The sequence below is a fragment of the Kordia sp. E genome, assembly GCF_056033805.1.
The window spans coordinates 266,577-283,287 of sequence record NZ_JBRASR010000002.1 but is presented as its reverse complement, the minus strand read 5'-3'; the positions used below and the strand labels follow the sequence as shown (position 1 = coordinate 283,287).

Sequence of the window (16,711 nt, the reverse complement as noted above, 5' to 3'; positions counted from 1 at the left end):
TTCTCAGAAAAGTGATTTATTTTTTTGAATTCTTTAAGAATTATCACAAAGAAAGCTCTTGGTGTTTAAATCCTTCTAAAAGCGAAGCGCGTCCAATTAAGCTAAGAAGCAACATGTTTTTTATAATACGCATACAACTCTTCAGGTGTTGCGCCTTTTGATTTTTTAATGTGAATTATAGCAAAATGATATTGCAGTTTCCAAGTTCCGTTTACTTTGTATTTTCTGGCAGAAGTTTTTACACTTTTTGGAATAATGGTAAACTGTTCTTTTTCGTATAAACGATTGATAAATTCACAATCTTCATAAATAGGATATGCCTCATTATAACCATTTAGAGATTCAAAAAGTGATTTTTCAATGAATAATGATTGATCGCCGCCACGACACCAAGAAACATTAAAACGTGTAAAAAATTGTGAAACTAGCAATACTGGATGTGGATAATCAAACTTCATTCGGAAACAACCAGCCTTATGTCCTTCATGTACTTTTTGAAGAATAAGTTCGTCAAAATGTTTTGGCGGAAATGTATCAGCGTGCAAGAAATATAAAATACTTCCTATTGCTTTTTGGACACCAAAATTCATTTGTTTTGCACGACCTTTTTCAGATTGAAATAGTTGAATTTGAACGTTTAATTTTTCCGTTTCAAACAATGAATCAACACATCTTTTTTTGGTAGCATTGTGTTGTTTGTGAAATTCTGAAATAAAAGAAGTTACTGTATGTACGGTGTTGTCAGTGCTTCCGCCATCAATCAGTAAAATTTCGTGTTGTTGATATTTTAGTGATTTCAGGATATGTTTAAGTAATGAAACAATGGTTGTTGCTTCATTGAAAATTGGTATGATAATGGAAATACTATTCATTCAAATTCCAGTTGTAATCTTTGTATTTCTTTTTTGTGTTTGCGTTTATTTTAACATCGCTGTATTGATTTAAAAAGTCAATCAATGAACCATTTTGTTTAAAATCTTTTGAAAACCATTTGAAAATTTTTGAAATTTCAAGCTTGTCTTTTGTAATTGTATTTCGTTGTGAATCCGCTAAAAAGGTTTTGGTAACTTGCGTAAGTTGTGCTTCTAAATTTTCTTCGGAAAAAGCTTCATTCAATAATGGTGGACACGAAAACGAAGCACAATTGATGGCGAAATGAATTCTGGGTTCGTTCATTTTACGCAGAATTTTATGTTCTATTTCATCTAAATTATACCATTTATCTCCTAATTTCCATAAACGTTGATTCCAAGGTTTACTGATATCTTTGATACTTTTTGTTGGATAATTTCGCAGAATTAAATCTACTGTAAAGACATTGTATGCATTAATCCAATAGGCTAATTTGTCGTTTTTAGACCAATTATCAGTTGGCATATTTTCACTTAATGAAGTAATATATGTTTGTAATTGTGCACGATCTTTTTTGAATCCTTTATAATTTACGATTCCGTCTTTGGTAACATGTTTTTGGAGTAATGTATTAAAAACCTTGTGACTGAAAGCTGTTTTTTCTTTTTCATCTAAGACAGTTTCTACAGTTACCGTTTCTCCATCATCAGTAATATAACCATCGGTATCTCCTTTTTTTACTTTTGTGGAACCAACTTTTTTATTCTTAATTGTATTTAATGAATCGCTAGGTGCAATTTTATCATGTTGCGCATTTACAGAATCTATCACGGCTGAATTTACAGTCGAAGTTGTTGTCTCTTCAGGAGTGTTTTTAACAACTTTTTGCTGTGTTCCGCAAGCAATAAATAGTATGGAAACTAACAGTATAGAAATAGATCGGATCATAAAAGTTATTCTTTTTTTAGATTGATAGGATAGATTTCTTGTTGTAAAAAATCTTGAGGAAACGATTCGTCATTGGTAAAGCCCAATTCAATATCGCGTCCGTTTTTAGGAATGTAATTTGTTTTAAATACATAATCCCAAACACTTAAAGTTAGTCCAAAATTCACGCCAAACCTTACAGGAAGCTCTTTACTATGATGCCAAATGTGCATTTTTGGATTGTTGAAAATGTACTTTAAGAAACCATAATCCCAACCTAAATTAGCATGATTTAAATGTCCGACAGCAATCGTAAAAAAGTATACAAAAGCAACATGATTCACGCTAAATCCACCAATAATCGCCATTGGAATGTATAACATTGATTTGTATACAACTGTCTCCATCCAATGATAACGCAAATGCGCCGCAAAGCCCATTTCTTTTACAGAATGATGTACTTTGTGGAAGTTCCAGAGAAAGTCAATTCTGTGTAACATACGATGTGTATTCCATTGTACAAAGTCTGCTACAACAAAGAAAACAATCAAACTTAGCCATGTTGGTAAGTTGTCTACATCGAACAATTGAAAACTATCAATAGATAAGCCAATCAATCCTAAAATATCATTGAAAAAGGTAGCGGCTGTATTGGAAAGAGCTATAAAAATGATGAGGTTGAAGATAAAAAAGTTGAAAAACATGTAGAATGTATCCAACCAAAAATCTTTACGAAAAATGGATTGGTTTTTACGCCAAGGAAAGATAATTTCCAAAACCCAAACAATCAACGAAATCACAATCAAACCATAAAAATAGTTTTCCAAATTTTGAAAAAATACTTGCCCTTGAAAGTAATTCCAATAGTCGCTATATGATTGTTTGATGATTTCTAGATACCTTTCCATAGATTACAAATTTAAATATTCTTTTTCGTTTCTATCTAACGAATATTTCTTTTCGTTTGTCAATTAAAAATAGATGTAAATCTAAAAACTAACTTCCAGCACTTTAAACAATAACGCACTAATAATAGCAGCCAAAGGAAGTGTTAAAAGCCACGATAATAATATTTTACCAATCATTTTATAATTGGCTTTTTTAGTTACTGTACCAATTCCAAATATAGAACCTACAGAAACATGTGTTGTTGAAACAGGCATTCCATGTATACTTGCTGTTGTGACTAATAATCCTGTAACAAGATTTGCTGTAAATCCTTGACCAGAGTTCATAGGTGTAATTTTTTTACTCATTGTCGTTCCTACTTTTTTAGCATTTAGCAATCCACCAATAGCCATAATCAGTGCAATGATAATCATGCTCCATTTGATATCAATAGCATTAATAATTAAAAGTAAACCAACAATTTTTGGTGTATCATTTAGTCCACGAGCAAAACTAACAACTCCAGCACTTATGTAATGTAAACTATCTAAAACCTTTTGAGAACTCAATCCTAAAATTTTACCTTCATAAGATTCTATTTCATCTTTAATTGTAGCTTTAACTTCAGTCTTCAAGGTTATGGTGTTATCCATGTTTAACGTTGAAAGTTCTGGTGTTTGTGATTTATGTAAATCTAGACTAGTCGTTTTGGTAATACCTAGTTGTCTCCTGACAAATTTAAATATGAGATATATAACGAAACTCACAACCGCCGCCATTAATGGACTAGCAATTAGAGGAAATAGAAACTTGTCTATTAATTTATCGAAATTAAACTGAGCACCAACAGCCATAACTCCAGCACCAAATAATCCTCCAACTAAACTATGCGTTGTAGAAATTGGCATACCTATTTTAGTAGCAATAAAAACAGTTAACGCTGCGCCTAATGCTATTGAAATTGCAAAAATTGGTAAGGTGATAAGTTCATCAGGAACAAGTCCTTTACCAGAGAAGTTTTTAACCAATTCATTAGCTAAGAAAATTGCGGTTACAGAACCTAAAAATGTAGTTACAGTTGCCCAATTAATAGCTTTTTTGTAATTGGTAGTTCCGCTTCCAAATAAGGTAGCTACTCCTTTAAAGTTGTCATTTGCGCCATTACTGTATGCTAAAAAACAAGCAGAGATAAATAAGAGAATTAAAATCATAGTGTTAAAAATAAGTATGATGAATTTGACGCTAATGAATCACATAACTTACCAAGTTTAACATTTAAGAGTGATATTTAAATGTATATACCTTTTAACCTTGAAATTAGGAGACGTTTTTTCTGCATATTACAGATTTAAGTACTTTTTTTGTTTGAATGCAGGTTACAAAATACCCAATACGCAAACACCACATTTCATATATTGAAATGTGGTGTTTGTATAATTTGAAATTTGTTTTCCTAATACTTCTCGATACTATTTTCTGTTGAAAATCACTCGAAGTGACGTTTTATAATGCTATAATTGAAAAATTCTGAATACTAATCTCTCAATTCTCATTACTTTTTTTATTTAGCAACATCCGCCGCCATCGTAGTGATATGTGGAATCTGAAATATAAATATCATCTCTTCCTAAATCAGCTAAATCTCCAGCTGTTTTATCACAAATAGCAATTGGTTGATTCTTCAATAGAATATGTCCTTTTTCATCATCAAAATGGTTTTCCGAACCAAAGTAAATTGCTGCTTTTCCTGTAAAGATACAAGGTCCATCAGCTGGCATTGGATCTTTGATTGCCGCAACTTCAATAGATTCTATATAGATTAATTCTTCTGTTGGATAATTCTTTGGATCTAAAATACGATATGGTTTTCTAGCGCGAATTTCAATCGTTCCAAATCCTGCGTCTGTCAACATTTTTACATATTCTGCAATTGGCAAGCTTCCGCTTAAACATAAAGCACGCAAACGCTCGTCGTTACGAAGTGTTTCGTTCATTGGTTGCTCACATGTTGGATCGCTCATTACAAGTTTTCCATTTGGCTTTAATACACGATACATTTCGGCAATAGCCTTTTTTAAATCTTCCGTTTTAAAGATGTTGAATAAACAGTTTTGTGCTGCAACATCAATACTATTATCTTCAACAGGTAAGTTTAAGGCATCACCTTTTCGCAAGTCAACAAACTCACTTTTGAACCAATCGTTTTGTGCTTCTGCTTCCTCGAAATTTTTACGAGAAGCTTCTAACATTTCGTCTACAACATCTAAACCAATAACACCGCCTTTTTGACGATTGAAGTAGGAGAATTGCAATAATTCCATTCCACCACCAACACCAACATATAACATTGTTGGATTGTTAGTTAAGTCACGCGCATGTACTGTGCTTCCACAACCATAATTCATTTCCTGCATGATTATAGGAATTTTTAGTCCTGGTAATTCCCAAATTGGGTTCGTTGTACAACAAAGTCCAACATCAGGAGTCAAAGCAGCTTCTTTGTATACGTCGTGTGTAGTTTCTAAATAACTCATTTAATAATATGTGTTTATTTTTTTTTGAATAATGTGTCTAGTCGATATTGATCCCATTCTTTTGGTAATAGGAGCAAGGCCAACAATAAAATAGCTCTATACATTACATGTGATAAATCCCAAATAGGCTCTACTAAACCATGCCCGAAAGTTACGATTATTAACACAGATGCCAAAGCATACAATGTGTAGTCGCGCTTTAGACCAATAATTAACAAAATACCACCAAAAAATTCTATATAGGATGTGTAATATGCAGTTGCTTGTAGCAAAAAGTCTGGTAATATACCATCATAGGTTTTTGCAAAAAAGTTGTTGTATACATTGTCTACTCCGAATTTGAATATTTTACCAAATCCTTGAAAGAAGAAGATAAAACCAAGTAAGAGTCTAGCCGTAAGTAAAGCAATTTTTTTGTTTGTATTCATGGTGTTGTTGTCTGTTGTGGTTTGTCGCTTTGGTCTTTGAGAGTCTCAGACCGCACTTTTTTGTTTTCTCAATTCTCAATACTAACATCTCAGCACTATTTCGCGTGAGCGATGGAGTTATTGTTGGAGCTCTTTTTAAAAGCGACTAGCGAGAGCACGACGAAAAGACTATTTAAAAAGTTTTGAAAACGTCATTCTGAATTTATTTCAGAATCTCATCATATTATTTCTTATGATTATGAGAAACCAAATCAAGTTTGGTTTGACGAAAATTAGACTTTTTAAATAGTCTTTTGGACACGCCCAAATTTATAGTGTTTTAATGAGTTCGCTAAAGAGCGTAATCATTTTTGGTTCTGTTTTTCCTGCAATTTCAATGATTTCTGCAATGTTTACAGGAGCTAAATTATCAGGGTCACATTCATCAGTTAATACAGAGACTGCCAAACAAGGAACACTTAAATGATTTGCAACAATAACTTCAGGAACTGTACTCATCCCGACAGCATCTGCGCCAATTATTTTCAGCATTCTGTATTCAGCACGTGTTTCTAATTGTGGACCAACGACACTTGCATAAACACCTTTTTGAATTTTGATGTTTTGGTCTGTGGCAATTTGTTCCACTTTTGCAATCATGCCTGCATCATACGGTGCGCTCATGTCTGCAAAACGCTCTCCAAATTCACTAACGCCTTTAAATGCTAATGGCGATCCGCCTTGTAAGTTGATATGATCATCAATTATCATGATGTCACCTTTTTTGTAATTAAGGTTGATAGCTCCGGCAGCGTTTGAAACCAATAGTTTTTTGATTCCTAGTTGATGCATGATGCGAATTGGATACGTAATATCTACAAAGTCATATCCTTCATATAGATGAAAACGCCCTTGCATTACTACTACTTTTTTTCCTGCCAATGTTCCATAAACGAGTTTTCCTGTGTGGAATTCTACCGTTGCTAATGGAAAGTATGGAATGTTATTGTAATGTGCTTCCGCGATGATTTCGATTTCATCAATTAGTTTTCCTAAACCAGTTCCGAGAACGATTCCAATTTCAGGATTATCAAATCCTTTATTTACTAAGTATTCAGTTGTTTCTATAATCTGTTTTAACATAAATATGTGTGCATTTTTAGCGCTTAATCAGTTTTTTAACTAGTTTTTGATTGTCGCTTTTTAATTCGACTAAATATACGCCAGAATTTAAGCTTGCTAAAGAAAACGATTGCTTTTTTAATCGTGAAGCTTCTGAAGCAATAACTCTGTTTCCTAAGATGTCATAAATATTTACAGCTAATGCAGATTGAGAATCGTTATTGATTTCAAACTTGTCATTTGTAGGGTTAGGATATAAGCTTACGGCTTCTTTTAAACTTTTTTCATCAACGCTTAAGACATTGCAATCTGGTCCATTTGCAACACCCAAGTTTACATATCCCCAACGTTCATTGATTCCAATACATTGAATCACAATATGATCATATGTGCTTAAGTTTACGTTTGGATATAGTGTTTGATTGATGGCAAATGTTTTCATTCCTGTGATAGGAGATAACACTGGAGATGTCATTCCGTTGTCTCCAAGTAGCGGAGAAGTAGTAATTTCAATTGGATCTGCTCCAGCTGTATTGATATCGTCTTCTTTTGATAGATATACTCTTAAGTCAACACCTTGAACCGTCATGAAGTTTGAATCAAATACTACATCTTTTGCACCATTTGTTTGAAATGTAATATTTGCAGTTCCAGAGATACTGTATGCAGGATCGCTTTGAACGAAACTTCCTGATCGTGAACATTGTGCATTCATTTGTAGTGCGCCAAATGCTGCGCATAAGATTACGAGTAATTTTGTTTTCATAGTAAGCTTTTTAAGAATAACAAGAATTTGATATAACTTTATTTTCTGACTTTTACTTTCGTTTTCTTTGCTTTCCCAAAGAAAAGAAACAAAAGAAAGGGAATTTTTCCAGAGGTATTTTTAGTTTTTCTATCGAAAACTAAAACCGCAATTGTTTTCCTAAATTTTCTCCAAGGATTCGAGAATTTTTAACGAAAAACAATTATTAAACTGCGGAAAAAAACACTCTTTGTCTAAAAAAATACTGCTATGACAAATTCACGTTACATAGTTTATAGTAAATAGTTTTTAAAAGCCTCGTATGGTTCTAAATCTTCTGCGTGGTCAATATCGTTTAATGTTTCTAGTAGCTGAATTGTTTGAGTATTTAAATCGCTTAGCGTGTCTGCTAATACGGTTTCTGTTCCCCAGTTTTTAGGCGCAAACGCTTTTTTATGAAGTGTTTTCATGCCTAATAAATAATATCCGCCATCTTGTGCAGGACCGATTACAACATCATTATTGTCTAAAGCTACAATTGCTTCTTCAATGTGTTTTGGTTGTAAATCGTACAAATCACTTCCTATGATAATTACTTTTTCATAATTGTTTTCAAAAGCATCTTGAAACGCATGTAACATGCGTTCTCCTAAATCATTACCGAATTGAGCCTTCTTCTGATATGAATCATCGGGCCATATGTCGTTCTGTCGAACAGAAACAGAATACCATACACATTTATCCGTATTTATTTTTTGAAGAACACTTTCTGTATGTTCCAAAAGCTTGATGTAAACTTCTAAAGCTGCTTTTTCTCCAATACCTTTTGCTAAGCGCGTTTTTACTTTTCCTAGTTCAGGATTTCGTGTAAACGTCATGAGGAGCGTTGAGTTTTTTTGCATGTTATTGCTTCTCTTTTGTAGTTTTTTTCTTTTCGAAGATTTTGATTCCTTTTTTTAACCAAATACTCCAATCTTCATTGAAGGTGTGTACTTTTTCAGTTTCTTCTCCTTTGATGTCAATGACTGGATTGTTTTTGTTTTTCCACTCAAAAATTCCGCCGTATAGATTGTAGACATTTGTATATCCTGCTTTTTTGAGTTTTTCGGCAACATCTTCAGAACGAATTCCTAATGAACAATACACAACAATAGGTTCGTTTTTGTCTTTTGGAAGAAGTTTTTTTATTTTTTTTAGCTTGAATTTATCATAGCCTACAAATGTTGCGTTTTTGATATGACTCGTTTCAAATTCTATTTTTTCGCGACTATCAAGCAGAACAATATTTTCTTTTTTGATTAATTCTTCTACCGTAATGTATGGAATTGATTCTTTGTTTTCTTTTTGTAATAGACTGTCGAGTGCCGTTTGTCCATTCGCGAAAGCGAAACTTAGAAAACTTAGTATATAAAGAATATTTTTCATTTTATTTCGATTTAATTCCTTCAAATAAAAATAGTGAAATATTCAAAATTTGAAATAGTATTACAGCGATTTTTATAACGTTCATTTTTGTCTTGACACAAAAACGAACCAAAAAAGTCAAGACGATCTATAGGAAATTGCTATGCATCATTCGTTCATGCACTTCATGCTTGATGCTTTGCATCGCAATTCCGTTTTTCACTCTTTATTTCTTAAGATCGTCGATAGTAATTCTTGAAACATCACGTAAAAAAACAAAACGATGTTAATTTGGATACTAATTAATAGGTATTTAAGCAACAGTTCCTTGACAACTACTTCCTGCACCAGCTGTACAACCGTAACAGTGTTGTGAAATGATAATATTTCGTTTGCTTAAGTCTTCTTCGTTGTATTCAGATATGTGTTGTGATTTGCTAGCGACTTTTAAATCGAGCATTTGATTAAAATCGCAATCATACAACCAACCATCCCAACTTACAGATATTGTATTGGTACACATTACATTAGCAACTGCACCAGGATTGAACGCTTCTACCAACGAATACATATAATCTTCGTAGTTTTCAGAAGCAATTAGATAATCTAAGAAACGACTAATTGGTAAGTTTGTAATGGCAAATAAGTTGTGGAATTGAATGTTGAAATCGTCCAATAATGCTTTTTTGAAATCTTTTTCCATGGCAACTTGATCGCCTGGTAAAAATGCTCCTGACGGATTATATACCAAGTCTAATCGTAAATCGCTATCGGGCATTCCGTATCCAACGGCATTTAATTCTTGTAGTGCTTTGATTGATTTGTCAAAAACTCCATCTCCACGTTGTTTGTCTGTTTTTCCTCGTGTCCAATGTGGCATTGACGAAACTACATGAACATTGTGTTTTTTGAAGAATTCAGGCAAATCGTAATATTTTTTATTCGCGCGAATGATTGTTAAGTTTGATCGAACAATGAAATCTTTTACACCAACTTTTGAAGCTTCTTCTACAAACCAACGAAAGTGTGGATTCATTTCTGGAGCGCCACCTGTAAGATCGAGTGTATGCGCGCCTGTTTTTTCAATGACATCTAAACATTGTTGCATGGTTTCGCGCGTCATGATTTCCTTTCTATCTGGTCCTGCATCTACATGACAATGTGAACAAACCTGATTGCACATATATCCAACATTGATTTGTAATATTTCAATACTTTTAGGCTTCAGAGGAAACTGATTTGTTTCTTTTATTTTATTTGCAAATGTTGGCAATTCGCCACTTTGAAAGATTCCGTTAGACAGAATTTCCAATTGTCGATTGCTATTTGCAAGTTCGCTTTCTCTTTTTTGTAGGGACTTTGTCGCCATTGATCAATTTTATTTTGTTCCTAAATGTGTAAGCAATTTGTATGCTTTAGGATTTTACATTTGTGATAATCAGATCCTGATTTTCATCAGAATGAGCGATCTGTAACATTTTGCTTTGCAAAATCAACAGTCTGTTCACATCTCTAATTTATTCACTTTGTTCATCATTTGTACACCATGCACTAAAGTTGCACCACTTTTGATAGCGGCTCCAACATGAATGGCTTCCATCATTTCTTCTTTTGTAATCCCGCGTTGTAGACTATCTTTTGTATAGGCATCAATACAGTACGGACATTGCTCTGTGTGTGATACTGCTAAAGCGATTAATGCTTTTTCACGTGGTGTTAATGCGCCTTCTTCAAAGACTTTACCATAATAGTCAAAGAATTTATTACCCAGTTCTTCACTCCATTCTGTTATTGCTCCGAATTTCTTTAAATCTCTTGGGTTGTAGTATGATTTATCCATGTTTTGTGCTTGTTTGTATTTGAGATTTGCTAAAATACGCAAAATCAAACAGTCTACATTCAGACGAGAATTTTTTCAAAACTTTACATGTAAGTAGAAGAAAATAAAAGATATTGAACTTTGTAATAAGTCCTGTATTTAAAAAGTGGAGTTTCATTGAAATAAAAATCCTAAGTACAAGCCTTAGGATTTTCCAAAACTCAATGCTTTCATGTGTTTCACTAATTATGAATGACTACAACCTCTATTCATAAACACATGTATATGTTTTCGAATTTTGAATTGGTAAAATTACTGTCTTCCGTATGTTTCTTCCATAGGTAATACCATAAAATTATACGGGAAAATAACCCTAGTTATGAAGTTTGGGTTGTAGGAATTTAGTGTGTTTTTATTTCCACAGTCCATCTAAAAATAATTCGTATTCTTTTACACAACCAATAAATTGTTTATTGTATAATACAGTACTACTAAGTTGAAATGATTCTAGGCGATTGTTTTTTGTAACAAAAATAAATCCATCTAGTCCGCTACTTTTTTTATGAACGATAAAATCTTTGTAATGAATGAAGCTTCCACTAATTACTGAACTTGGTTGAAAGATATTAGAATCAAAAGGGAATAAGACAATTTTGTTATCATTTCTCCAGCCTACTAAATCATCAGTGCCATTAGCTTTAAAGTCTCCAACATAGAAATCTTGATACAGGTCTGGAGCAGTACTTCCCACGAGTGTTTCACTACCAAAACCTAAAGTAGGACTGTCGTCAAAAGGTAATAGATAGAAATCCCCACTATTAGTTAAACCAATGAGATCATTTGTTCCATTACCTGTCCAATTTCCTGAATAGAATTTTGCATATGTACTTGTGCTAACACTTCCAACAATATCACCATAACTTGAACCGCCAAAAGAAGTTCCGTTAAAAGGCAATAAAATGAATTGTCCAGTATTTGTTAGTCCTATGAGATCATCAGTTCCGTTGTCTGTCCAATTTCCAACATAGAAATCCAGGTACGTAGTTGGGTTTATGTGTGCAACTTGAATAGGACCTCCTTGTCCATAAAAAGTATTGTTGTCGTATGGCAGTAAGATAAAATCCCCACTATGAGTTAAGCCAATAACATCATCAGTTCCGTTTCCTGTCCAGTTTCCAACGTAGAATTTTTTGTATATACTTGGACTGGTATGTGCAACTTTTACTTTTTCATTGTAACAGTTACATTCATTTCCAAATTCATATCGTTGAAATTCATAGGCTTCATTGATCGCTAAAAAGTAATTATCAAGATCTATATTATTTATTGTTTCTCCTGAATAGTTATTATCAGATACACTCATGGAAACCCAATTTTCTTGATTTAGTACTGTGTTTAGTTTTCTTTGTTCTATAGCATATTTTTTGCATTTTTTAGCAAAAGTATTATTGTAAATATCGACACCTATTTGGGGAATTCCTCCAATTCTAATAGCGGCGTCTTCTTCTCTGTCAAATAAAAAAGTATTATTGTGGATGTTAAAGTATTTTCCAGCAACTTCTTCAGTGCCGCCATTTTTTCCATGTACATCAAATCTGTGTGTTCTAGTTGTTCCAATACGACCAGGTTCTCCTATGACATTATAAGAAGCTTCATACGATTGATTTTCTCCACCGCTAGCGGCGATGTCATGTCTGTTATATTCAAAACGATTACATGAAATTAATACATCTGTTTGTTTAATGGCGTCATTATATACTGCAATTCCATAACCTAAACTATACCTTCTATTGTAATGAATATAGTTGCTAATGATTCTATTTTCCTTGGAGTTATAGATTCTTATTCCAGCTAAGAACCAACCTGAAATTTCACAGTTTTCTACTACTAATTTATCATGATCGTTTATGTCAATACCTCTTGTTTCACCAACTGCAGGTAAAACTTCAGTACTATGTCCTATGATTCTAACTCCGCTAAAAGTAACTTCATCAGCTTCTACTTTGAACATTGTTGTATTAGAGGAAAAGCTACTGTAAAGTTTTGCTCCTTCTGAGCCTTTAAGACCTCTATTACTCACAATTTTTATAGATTTATCGATGATGATAGGCATATCACTTTCGACTGGAATAAAATCAGAATTATCATCTAGGTATATTACATTTCCGTTTATAGAATTGGTAATAGCTGTTTTCAATTCGGCAACATTATATACAATAAAATCTGCATCTTCAGTAGTGTAAGTATCATACGAATACGGACAACCTTCAGGAAGGTCTAAACTTTTGATAGATATTTCTTCTGTTTCCGTTTGAGCAGTTTTTGATTCATTTGTTGTTTCATCATTCTGACAAGAAAATAATGAGATGAATACTAGAATTAAGATTGCTTTTTTCATCATTACTTTTTTAATTAATAATCAAGTCTAATATTCGAAAAAAAAAACTTAGATCAAAGAAATGTAAGCTATGATTGTCTAATTGTAGAATGAAATAATAGGTATAGAGGTGTTGGTAATCAGTGAATTGTGATTGTGAATAAGAGTTTGATATACTTTTGACTTATACCAAACTCTTTTAGATTAATATCTTAAGGAACCAATGCAGAAGGAATCGTATTCATATCTGCCAAACGTAAATAGAACATTCCAGTTCCTGACATTCCTAACATAAGTCCTTGATTTTCTTGTTGTCCAATGGTCAATCCGCTAGGATCATTTACACCACTAGGAAATACAACGCCAGTTGCATCGTATTGTGAAATACCAAAATCACCTGCTTTTTGTGCAATTTCTGCATATTCAGGAATGTTTAGTATTTGGTGTCCATATAAGAGTATATCAGCATTTCCAGCCAATCCGTGACATAATGAGAAGTTTGCTTTTGAGTTGATCTGTGTATCTCTGATTACACTTCTTTTTGTAGTTTCTAGCGCAATTTTTGCTTCTTGTAAGAAGTATTCATGCTTTGTCATTTCATACGCTTTTAGGTTTGCAATGGCAATCCCTGGCGCACCATGACACCACATTGTTCCGTAGTTTAATGGTTTTTTACCTGTGTATTCACGTAAGTCTGGCCAGTTTTGCGTTTGGTCATTATACCACTTTTTTTCGTAGTTGAATCCGCCCATAGCTGCATGCCAATATTCTTCACTTTTGGTAGTTGCATATAGTTCCATTAATGCAGAAGCAATTCCTGAAGCTCCATGCGAATATCCTGTTAAAGCATTGGATTTATCGACAGTCATCCAAGCACATGTATCTTCATTTTTGATCATTCTATTTACTAAGAATTCCCCGCATTTTTTGGCGATTTCTAAGCATTCGTCATCTTGTTCAGCATAGTGTAATTTTAGCAATACAGAAATTGATCCGGCTGCGCCCGAAATAATATCTACTTCATGTGCTGTTATTTCTTTGTCTTTTACAGATTTCACATATGCCAATCCTTTAGCAGAAAGTTCATTGTCTCCTAATTTTTTTCCAATGCTCCATAAGGTATATCCAACACCAATTTTACCAGAGTAATACCCGAAATTATTTACTTTATCGCCTTCTAGGTTGAATTGAATTGTGTTTAATGCGCCATGTAGCGTGTGCAATATGATAGGATCTTGCGTTTTGTTGTATAATTCTGTTAGGAATAGCGCAATTCCTGTAAGTCCGCTATATAAATCAATACTACATGCTTTTAAAGCAGTTTCGTATTTGTCGCCAACGACAGTTACTTCATGTCCTGCCCAATTGCACATATCTTTATACCAGATAGCTTCTTTTGCTAAATATTTTCCAATGTTGTGTGCTGTTTTCACATACATATGTATAGCTGTTTTTGGAGTGGTTTCAATATTATTCATAAGTTGGGAACGTTGGCGTTAGTGATGTATGTTTGTTGAGGTGTAAACGATCTAATGTCATTCCTTTTCTGGATAGAAAGTTGATTACATTATTAAGAGTTTCCTTTTTATTTTTTTCTTGCTGAAAAGCATCAACTAATGCTTCTGCAATGGTTGATGATCTGCTCATTCCAAAACTTTGTCCTTTCCCTGGATCTTCCGCGTAACTAACACCTTTATGTATTTGTTTGGTAAACATCGGAATTTCGTCTACAAGATACGGTTCTAAATTTGGAATTACATTTTTTAATATAATTGCTACAATTTGTATGTGATTTTTACTTAGATATAAAACTGCAGAGTCAGATCTAACATATAATTCAGGATGATTTAAACATTTAAATTGAAATGGAATTTTGTATTCATTTAGTGTTGTCGTTATTAAGTTAATTAACGTTGCAGCACCTTCGGGAGTTACATTCCAGTATATTCTTCCCAGTTCTACTTCTTGTGGAAACATTTCATTGCTAAATACATGATAGAATACAGGTTGAATGTTTCTATTTTCTTTTTGACGTGAAATATTAACTTTTGTATTTACTGCAGCTTGTTTTTGTTGTGGATTTACAAATTGATATCCTTTTGGTTGCAACCAACGTAGTTCTCCATTTTTTTGAACGTATGCATTTCCTGTGGAAGCATCTACGTTATAAATATTCCAATGATAATCAAGTCCATTTGTGGAAGTATTTGCTTGCGAAAGTTGCTCCATAAAAGCTTCTCGTTCTCCTTTCGGTGGAATTTTTGATGTGTGATCACCGTTTTTTATACCACAATAGAATTTTGCATAAATTGTATTTGTCAATGCATTTATAAGATTGGAACGTTGTTGTTGTGCATCAACTGTAGAGTTGCTTCCAAACGATTTAAAATCTTCTGCAAATGTTTGATATGGCATTTGATTTTTTACATATTCTTCTTCTCCATGCACTTTGTATGTACTTAGTGAAGTAATTTCAATGGCTTTGGTAATTTCTTTTATTTGCTTTGTGTGTATAGTATCTTTCATCTCCTTAGTCTATTAAATTCCATTGTTTAGCAATTCCTTCTGCATCCCCTAAAATATGATTGCAGAATTGTAATATGCGTACTGAATTTGGATGCAATTGTTTTTGTGCAACATTATTTTCAAAAGCAGTTTGAATCATTCTAATTGACATATATGAAAGTGCTTTGAGTAGTTTGTCTTTTGATTCGGCAGGTGTAAATTCTTGCTTCTCTGCATATGTGTTCCAAAGTAGTTTTACAACTGGAGTAATGGTTTCTATAGATATAAATTCGTTTCCTTGTACTTGCTCATGTTGTTTTATATTTTGATTGTTGAAGCTTAAAACCCAAGCACTAAAATATGATTGAAAAACACCAGCAACATCCCACAAAGGATCACCTAAATCAGCAATTTCCCAATCAACTAATTTTACATCTTCATTATTGGGCATTACAATAAAATTCATCCACTTGATGTCGCCATGAATCAAACTTGTAGTTTCCCACTGAGCTGCTATTTTTTCTATTTTTTTTACTAGGTCTTGGTGTTTGTGAATTTCGGCTATGACCGTGTTTGTAATACCATTTGAATTTGCATTTAACAATTGTCCTGTGTTTAAAATCCAAGGTAATTGCTTACTGAAAAACTGTAATGAACTATTGTCCTTAATTTTTTCTGTGATATCAAAATGAAAAGAAGCTAAAATATGCGCCATTTTAACTGCATGTGATTTTGATAATTTTTTATCTCTATACGTTACTTCATGAACGTTTTTAGTATTGGCAAAATATTCTGTGACTAAGATGTTATGATACGGATCGTATCCATAGTAATCTGGAATATGAGTTGCTGTTTCTTTGTATAAATCTGATTGATGAATTAAATAGTGACTTGTAGCATCTTTCTGCATTAAGTAGCTATTTGTTGAATCTTGCGCAATGAGTTGCTTAACAAATAATCCGTGTGCTTGTTGTTGTTGAATTTTGAAGATAGAATTTCTACTTTGAATTTGTGTAAGCATATAATCTCCTGACATGAATGAAGTAGGTTCTAAAAACCCTTTGTCTAGGAGGTAATGAGTAATATTTTTCTTTGTTAAGCGCATAAAAATAATTTTTAAGTTTTTTGAAA

Annotated in this window: 16 protein-coding genes; all 16 read right to left on the bottom strand. The window is 33.0% G+C overall.

All coding sequences use genetic code 11. The features are described 5' to 3' along the window. Positions 1-101: 101 nt before the first annotated feature. The 16 genes from ACUUYC_RS04135 to ACUUYC_RS04060 all read right to left on the bottom strand — a co-directional run bounded on the left by ACUUYC_RS04135 (position 102) and on the right by ACUUYC_RS04060 (position 16,685). A complete protein-coding gene (locus ACUUYC_RS04135; protein WP_474264123.1) occupies positions 102-872 on the bottom strand; it encodes a TIGR04283 family arsenosugar biosynthesis glycosyltransferase in 771 nt (256 codons plus the stop codon). After that, positions 865-1,800: a DUF547 domain-containing protein gene (locus tag ACUUYC_RS04130; RefSeq protein ID WP_474264121.1), complete on the bottom strand. Its 936-nt coding sequence runs from the start codon at positions 1,798-1,800 to the stop codon at positions 865-867. The genes ACUUYC_RS04135 and ACUUYC_RS04130 overlap by 8 nt, the downstream gene beginning before the upstream one ends. Positions 1,801-1,805: 5 nt before the next feature. Next, positions 1,806-2,687 (bottom strand): sterol desaturase family protein, encoded by an 882-nt coding sequence (locus ACUUYC_RS04125; protein ID WP_474264119.1) that lies wholly within the window; start codon positions 2,685-2,687, stop codon positions 1,806-1,808. An 81-nt stretch (positions 2,688-2,768) separates the two neighbouring features. Continuing rightward, positions 2,769-3,878: an inorganic phosphate transporter gene (locus tag ACUUYC_RS04120; RefSeq protein ID WP_474264117.1), complete on the bottom strand. Its 1,110-nt coding sequence runs from the start codon at positions 3,876-3,878 to the stop codon at positions 2,769-2,771. A gap of 354 nt (positions 3,879-4,232) precedes the next feature. Continuing rightward, positions 4,233-5,201, bottom strand: a complete 969-nt coding sequence (gene arsM, locus ACUUYC_RS04115) for an arsenosugar biosynthesis arsenite methyltransferase ArsM (protein WP_474264115.1) — start codon at positions 5,199-5,201, stop codon at positions 4,233-4,235. A gap of 14 nt (positions 5,202-5,215) precedes the next feature. Then, positions 5,216-5,629: a DoxX family membrane protein gene (locus ACUUYC_RS04110; protein WP_474264113.1), complete on the bottom strand. Its 414-nt coding sequence runs from the start codon at positions 5,627-5,629 to the stop codon at positions 5,216-5,218. A 309-nt stretch (positions 5,630-5,938) separates the two neighbouring features. Further along, positions 5,939-6,751 carry a purine-nucleoside phosphorylase gene (locus tag ACUUYC_RS04105; protein WP_474264111.1) on the bottom strand — a complete coding sequence of 271 codons (813 nt, stop codon included), beginning with the start codon at positions 6,749-6,751 and terminating at the stop codon, positions 5,939-5,941. A 16-nt stretch (positions 6,752-6,767) separates the two neighbouring features. After that, positions 6,768-7,496, bottom strand: coding sequence for a T9SS type A sorting domain-containing protein (locus ACUUYC_RS04100; RefSeq protein ID WP_474264109.1), 729 nt, complete (start codon positions 7,494-7,496; stop codon positions 6,768-6,770). A 272-nt stretch (positions 7,497-7,768) separates the two neighbouring features. Next, positions 7,769-8,377 (bottom strand): TIGR04282 family arsenosugar biosynthesis glycosyltransferase, encoded by a 609-nt coding sequence (locus ACUUYC_RS04095; RefSeq protein ID WP_474264107.1) that lies wholly within the window; start codon positions 8,375-8,377, stop codon positions 7,769-7,771. Between the two features lies 1 nt (position 8,378). Then, entirely contained in the window at positions 8,379-8,900 is a 522-nt protein-coding gene (locus ACUUYC_RS04090; RefSeq protein ID WP_474264105.1) for a rhodanese-like domain-containing protein, read from the bottom strand. A 292-nt stretch (positions 8,901-9,192) separates the two neighbouring features. Continuing rightward, complete coding sequence (gene arsS, locus ACUUYC_RS04085; RefSeq protein WP_474264103.1) at positions 9,193-10,248, bottom strand: arsenosugar biosynthesis radical SAM (seleno)protein ArsS; 1,056 nt, start codon at positions 10,246-10,248, stop codon at positions 9,193-9,195. 135 nt (positions 10,249-10,383) lie between these two features. Continuing rightward, the gene (locus tag ACUUYC_RS04080; RefSeq protein WP_474264101.1) at positions 10,384-10,719 is read right to left on the bottom strand and encodes an arsenosugar biosynthesis-associated peroxidase-like protein; all 336 of its coding nucleotides are present in this window, start codon (positions 10,717-10,719) and stop codon (positions 10,384-10,386) included. A gap of 391 nt (positions 10,720-11,110) precedes the next feature. Next, entirely contained in the window at positions 11,111-13,099 is a 1,989-nt protein-coding gene (locus ACUUYC_RS04075; protein ID WP_474264099.1) for a NosD domain-containing protein, read from the bottom strand. A 188-nt stretch (positions 13,100-13,287) separates the two neighbouring features. Continuing rightward, a complete protein-coding gene (locus ACUUYC_RS04070) occupies positions 13,288-14,553 on the bottom strand; it encodes a lanthionine synthetase LanC family protein (RefSeq protein ID WP_474264097.1) in 1,266 nt (421 codons plus the stop codon). After that, the gene (locus ACUUYC_RS04065; RefSeq protein WP_474264095.1) at positions 14,546-15,601 is read right to left on the bottom strand and encodes a T3SS effector HopA1 family protein; all 1,056 of its coding nucleotides are present in this window, start codon (positions 15,599-15,601) and stop codon (positions 14,546-14,548) included. Before ACUUYC_RS04065 ends, ACUUYC_RS04070 begins: the two co-directional genes overlap by 8 nt. Before the next feature lie 4 nt (positions 15,602-15,605). Next, entirely contained in the window at positions 15,606-16,685 is a 1,080-nt protein-coding gene (locus tag ACUUYC_RS04060; protein ID WP_474264093.1) for a phosphotransferase family protein, read from the bottom strand. Between the last annotated feature and the right edge of the window lie 26 nt (positions 16,686-16,711).

Bases quoted from the DNA above. Each gene is read 5' to 3' on its own strand.
- ACUUYC_RS04100 (WP_474264109.1), bottom strand. From the start codon at position 7,496: ATGAAAACAAAATTACTCGTAATCTTATGCGCAGCATTTGGCGCACTA.
- ACUUYC_RS04130 (WP_474264121.1), bottom strand. From the start codon at position 1,800: ATGATCCGATCTATTTCTATACTGTTAGTTTCCATACTATTTATTGCT.
- ACUUYC_RS04125 (WP_474264119.1), bottom strand. From the start codon at position 2,687: ATGGAAAGGTATCTAGAAATCATCAAACAATCATATAGCGACTATTGG.
- ACUUYC_RS04075 (WP_474264099.1), bottom strand. From the start codon at position 13,099: ATGATGAAAAAAGCAATCTTAATTCTAGTATTCATCTCATTATTTTCT.
- ACUUYC_RS04070 (WP_474264097.1), bottom strand. From the start codon at position 14,553: ATGAATAATATTGAAACCACTCCAAAAACAGCTATACATATGTATGTG.
- ACUUYC_RS04095 (WP_474264107.1), bottom strand. From the start codon at position 8,377: ATGCAAAAAAACTCAACGCTCCTCATGACGTTTACACGAAATCCTGAA.
- ACUUYC_RS04120 (WP_474264117.1), bottom strand. From the start codon at position 3,878: ATGATTTTAATTCTCTTATTTATCTCTGCTTGTTTTTTAGCATACAGT.
- ACUUYC_RS04105 (WP_474264111.1), bottom strand. From the start codon at position 6,751: ATGTTAAAACAGATTATAGAAACAACTGAATACTTAGTAAATAAAGGA.
- ACUUYC_RS04090 (WP_474264105.1), bottom strand. From the start codon at position 8,900: ATGAAAAATATTCTTTATATACTAAGTTTTCTAAGTTTCGCTTTCGCG.
- ACUUYC_RS04065 (WP_474264095.1), bottom strand. From the start codon at position 15,601: ATGAAAGATACTATACACACAAAGCAAATAAAAGAAATTACCAAAGCC.
- ACUUYC_RS04080 (WP_474264101.1), bottom strand. From the start codon at position 10,719: ATGGATAAATCATACTACAACCCAAGAGATTTAAAGAAATTCGGAGCA.
- arsM (WP_474264115.1), bottom strand. From the start codon at position 5,201: ATGAGTTATTTAGAAACTACACACGACGTATACAAAGAAGCTGCTTTG.
- ACUUYC_RS04110 (WP_474264113.1), bottom strand. From the start codon at position 5,629: ATGAATACAAACAAAAAAATTGCTTTACTTACGGCTAGACTCTTACTT.
- arsS (WP_474264103.1), bottom strand. From the start codon at position 10,248: ATGGCGACAAAGTCCCTACAAAAAAGAGAAAGCGAACTTGCAAATAGC.
- ACUUYC_RS04060 (WP_474264093.1), bottom strand. From the start codon at position 16,685: ATGCGCTTAACAAAGAAAAATATTACTCATTACCTCCTAGACAAAGGG.
- ACUUYC_RS04135 (WP_474264123.1), bottom strand. From the start codon at position 872: ATGAATAGTATTTCCATTATCATACCAATTTTCAATGAAGCAACAACC.